Annotated in this window: 5 protein-coding genes; all 5 read left to right on the top strand. The window is 21.2% G+C overall.

What is annotated here, in order from left to right; translation table 25 throughout:
• Positions 1-223 precede the first annotated feature (223 nt).
• Positions 224-484 carry a hypothetical protein gene (locus tag VAMP_RS04560; protein WP_213349774.1) on the top strand — a complete coding sequence of 87 codons (261 nt, stop codon included), beginning with the start codon at positions 224-226 and terminating at the stop codon, positions 482-484.
• Positions 485-537: 53 nt separating this feature from the next.
• Positions 538-1,560 carry a single-stranded-DNA-specific exonuclease RecJ gene (locus VAMP_RS04555; protein WP_213349773.1) on the top strand — a complete coding sequence of 341 codons (1,023 nt, stop codon included), beginning with the start codon at positions 538-540 and terminating at the stop codon, positions 1,558-1,560.
• Positions 1,541-2,185, top strand: a complete 645-nt coding sequence (locus VAMP_RS04550; protein WP_213349772.1) for a DHHA1 domain-containing protein — start codon at positions 1,541-1,543, stop codon at positions 2,183-2,185. Before VAMP_RS04555 ends, VAMP_RS04550 begins: the two co-directional genes overlap by 20 nt.
• A gap of 119 nt (positions 2,186-2,304) precedes the next feature.
• Complete coding sequence (locus tag VAMP_RS04545) at positions 2,305-2,859, top strand: class I SAM-dependent methyltransferase (protein WP_213349771.1); 555 nt, start codon at positions 2,305-2,307, stop codon at positions 2,857-2,859.
• Positions 2,860-3,085: 226 nt separating this feature from the next.
• A partial coding sequence (locus tag VAMP_RS04540) for a PKD domain-containing protein (RefSeq protein ID WP_244831613.1) occupies positions 3,086-5,089 on the top strand: 2,004 nt, incomplete at its 3' end.

Here is a 5,089-nt window from a genome sequence, read left to right as displayed (position 1 = left end):
TATAGTGAATTTGGTAGCTAATATATTATAACTAACTCATCTATTTATTAATCTTAGCTTTTTGTACTACTTTTCCCGCCCGGGCGAGAAAAAGATGTTGATTTTGTAAAAGAAAAAAATATTATGAAAATGAGGCAAAATAGTATATTTGAGAAGCTTGAAAAAGGAGGTAGAGATAAGTCTGAAAGGAGGCAAGAAAATTAGAGGAAAACTTTACTATTGAATGGTAAAGATATTTAATTCAAACTCTAAGAGAAAATATTATTTGGTGGTGATAAAAAATAATAAATGACAAAGAATGTTTTTTACAAACAATTTAGAGAAAATACATTTAAGAAGTGAAGTTGAAAGACTAAATAATTATTATATGTATGCCTGGTTAGAAGTAGTTGAATATATATTACATAATTGAAAATTTTTCCGAAATAGAAATCAAAGAAATTACCTACAGAATCAACAAAATTCACTTTTTTCTTTAATTTAGGTGCAGAAGATTAGAAACAAAATTATTATTTTATCATAATATTAAGATTATTTATGGATATTATATATGACAATCCAAATGAAGATTTATTACAAAGATTACTTAAAATAAGAAAAATTGATTGAAGTATTGATGATTTTCTTAATCCAACATTTACAAATTCATGGATAGATCCATATTTATTAAACGATTTTGAAATAGCAATACATAGAATACAAAAAGCTATTAAAAATAATGAAAAAATAGTGATTTTATGAGATTATGATGTAGATTGAATTACATCAAGTTTTTTGTTATATAAATTTTTTACAATTTTTTTGAATTATAAAAAAATATCAATAAGACTTCCAAATAGACTTACAGATTGATATTGAATGAAAAAACATCATTTGGATGAAATAAAATCTGTATGAGCAGATTTGGTAATTACTGTAGATAATTGAATTACTTGTATAAAAGAAGCTGAATATGCAAGTAAAATATGACTTGATTTAATAATAACTGATCATCATAAAGCACTTGATCAAATTCCCAAAACTTTAGCAGTAGTAAATCCACAAATTAGTCCAAATTATTCTTTTAAATGAATTGCTTGAGTATGAGTTGCTTTCAAAATTGCTAGTGCATTAATCAAAATTTATATAAAAGATATTAATAGAAAAAAAATTGCATTAAATTATTTGTTGCCAATTGTAGCAATATGAACCGTTGCTGATTGTGTACCTCTATTGTGAGAAAATAGATTAATGACAAAAATGTGAATAGATTATATAAATACTAAAAAATTAATTCCAAAATCAATTAGTAATTTTTTGAGTTTTTTGAATATAAAAAATAATATAGAAACATTTCATATATGATTTATGATTGCACCCAGAATAAATGCTTGATGAAGAATGCAAAGTCCTTATGATAGTTTAAATTGTCTTATATATTCATGAGATAAACAAAAAAAACATTTGGAAAATATAGAAAAAATAAATAATGATAGAAAAAAATCTCAAGATGATTGATATAAAGAAATAGATAAAATTATAGATAAATCCAAAAAAAGTTTTGATAGCACAATCAAATAATATTCATGAATGAATTGTTGGTATCACAGCTTGAAGACTTACAGAAAAATATAATAAACCTTCAGTTATAATATCTATAAAAGAAAAAGAATGATTTGCAGTTGCATCACTTCGTTGACCTGAATATTTTTCGGTAATAGATATGTTAAATTATGCATGAAAATATATGGAAAGATATTGATGACATAAACAAGCTTGATGAATGACAGTCAAAATCTCAAATTTATCTACTGTTATTGAATTGTTTTATGAATATTGAGAAAATAATATTACAGAAAAAGATTTGATAAAATCTATACAAATAGATACTAAAATATATCCTCATGAATTAGAAAAAGAAAAAATACTTAAAATTAATGAACTTGCACCATTTTGAGAATGAAATCGTGAACCAGTTTTTTTGATGGAAAATATAATATTTAATGATGTAGAAAAAGTAGGTAAAAAATGAAAATGACATTTGAAAGCATATGCAAGTTTGGAATGAAATACTTTTCCAGTTATGTTTTGGTGAAAGTGAGAAGATTTGTGATTAGTAGAATTAAGAAATCCAACAAAATTAGTATGAAAAATTAAAAAAGATAATTATAATTGATGATTTTTTGTAGATTGAATTATAAATTAATTTATATTTTTTTGTTGAAATATTATTTAAAATAATTATATCTTATCTAAATTTATAATTCAAAAGATTATATTTTTTTGATAATAAATTGATTTTATATACAAAAAATAATTATTCTGATGAAAGATAATATTCTGTTTGCAAAAAATTTTTTTAAAAACCCGTCAAGAAATGCATCTTTAGTTCCTAGTTCCAACACTTTATCAAAAAAACTTATTAATTGAATAGATTTTGATAATATAAATTATATTATGGAATTATGACCTTGAACATGAGTTATTACTCAAGAAATTATAAAAAATATGAAAACTGATAGTAAATTAATACTTGTAGAATTAGAAAATTCTTATGTTGATATGTTATTTAATAGATATTCAAGCTATTCAAATATTTTTGTAGAAAAGAATACTGCTGAAAATATGTTTGATATATTATCAAAATATGAATTTCCTAAATTAGATATTATAATCTCTTCTCTTCCTATACTTCCTGAAAAAAATAGAACAAAACTTGTAAATAATATATTAAAAGCAGATTCTCAATGGGGGAGTGTATATAGAACAATTACATATATGCCTTTTATTTTCAAAAAAGTTTATAAAAATATGTGATTAGAATTGAAAGAAAGAGTTATTTCAAATTTCCCACCAGTATGGATTCGATGAAAAAACTAAAAAATAAATAAAATATTAAAAAATTATTTCTTGAAGATTGATAAATATAATCTATTATCTAATAATAGATATATATTTAGTGTTATTTTATAAATTTGAAACTAGTGCTTTATATTTTATTTAAAAGAACTATTTTTTAAATAAAAAATATTTTGATTTGACAAAATGAGTAAAAAACTATATTATTTAATATAAATATGTTTTTTATATTAAAAATTAAGAAAATATGTATAATTACATTATTAAGTTTTTTTTTGTAATATCATTATTATTTTTTGTATTCATTTGAAATATTTATTCAAATTTTTATGAAAAAATAAATAATATAGGTTATGATTATAATAATTTATTTGATAAAAATACTGTTAGTCGTTTTGAATTTGTTAAATTATTAAATTTTGCTGATTGTAATGATTGCAAAACTCCGCCATCTGATATAGTTGAAACTTTAAATAAAAATCGGTTTGATGAATTCTCTTCTAAATTAAATAAAAATTTTGCTGATATAGAGTATTGAAGTGAAAATTATTGGTGTATTGCTTATGCTTGATTTAATAATTATATAAATGGTTATCCAGCTAATACAAGTCCTTTGTGTCCATGAAAATTCTGTTGATATAATAATATTACTAATTCTGAATTTGTACAATCATTATTTAATATTACATCCAAAAAAGTTTATAATGAATATTCAATAAATTGGTCAAATATTAAATCTTGGATGGATTCTTTACAAAATTGAACAGTTGAATATAATTCTTTATCTATTGAAGATAGAAAAAATATTAATAATGAATTTGAAAGATGTTGACATTGAAATTGTAATGCTGAAACTAATGAAACTTTTTTAACTTATATAAAATATTGTACATTTAATCTTGATGAATGTTGATTTTCTTGATTTGAATATGGTGAATGAGTTCGGCCTGTTTGAGAAATGAATGTTTTGAGAAAACATTGAATATTTTCTTATGATGAAGTTATTGAATTTTCATTGGATTGATTTCCTACTTGAAAACAAATTTTGGAACAAATAAGTAAATTATTTGAAATTAATTCTTGTGAATTTGATTATGATTATTCATGAGATTGAGTTAAAAATCATTTGGATAATTGTCCATATGATTATAATCCAAATCAAAATAATATAGATTGAGATTGATTTGGTGATGTCTGTGATGATGATATTAGTTGAGATTGAATTAAAAATAGTATATGAGTTGTAGATGATAAATGAAATATAAATATTAAAAAATTAAGAGAATCAGATAGTATATGTCCTTTAGTTTATAATCCTAAACAAGATCCAAAAATTTGTGATAATAATGAAAAAATATATTGATTAAATATTTTTACTGATAATCAAAAATGATTTGCTCCTTTGGAAGTTAATTTTGATTCTCATTCAATTTGAAATTTTGAATCTATAGAATGGGATTTTGGTGATGGTAATTATTGAAACTGACCAAATACATCTCATATTTATAGAAATAAATGAGTATATAATGTTGTAGCAAGATGAAAAATGTCAAATTGAAAATATGTTTCATCTAATTTTTTGGTTAGAGTTTTTGAGGAAAATAAAAATAATTGAAATAATATTAAATTTAGATGTGAAAAATTAGTTTTGGAAATTGATGAAAAATTAAGATGTGTTTACAATTGATCTAGTAATACTAATTATTTGATATGGGAAATAGATTGAAATGAATATAAAACTAATATAAGTAATCCAAATTGAAGAATTGTTTTTGATTTTAATAAAAATTTTGGTCCAATTAGAGATTGAAATCATAAATTAAAAGTTTCATCTTATGATAAAAATTGAAATAAAATATGAGAATCATATAATAATATATCTATTAACAACAATAACAACAATAATAACAATAACAACAATAATAACAATAACAACAATAATAACAATAACAACAATAATAACAATAACAACAATAATAACAACAACAATAATAACAACAACAATAATAACAACAATAATAACAATAACAACAATAATAACAATAACAACAATAATAACAACAACAATAATAACAATAACAATAATAACAATAATAACAATAACAATAATAACAATAATTCTTTTCATTGAACTAATTTGAAAGTCAATAAAAATAACATTTCGTCATGAGAAAAAATTGATTTAAATACTGAAATACAATGAATTAATCCTAAAGATATACAGAGTGTAAATTGGGATTTATGAGATTGA

The sequence above is a fragment of the Candidatus Vampirococcus lugosii genome, from assembly GCF_018420025.1.
In the GTDB taxonomy this organism is placed as follows: Bacteria; Patescibacteriota; Gracilibacteria; order Absconditabacterales; family Absconditicoccaceae; genus Vampirococcus; species Vampirococcus lugosii.
Note: the sequence above shows the minus strand (reverse complement) of the source record. Positions and strands in the feature narration are given on the sequence as shown.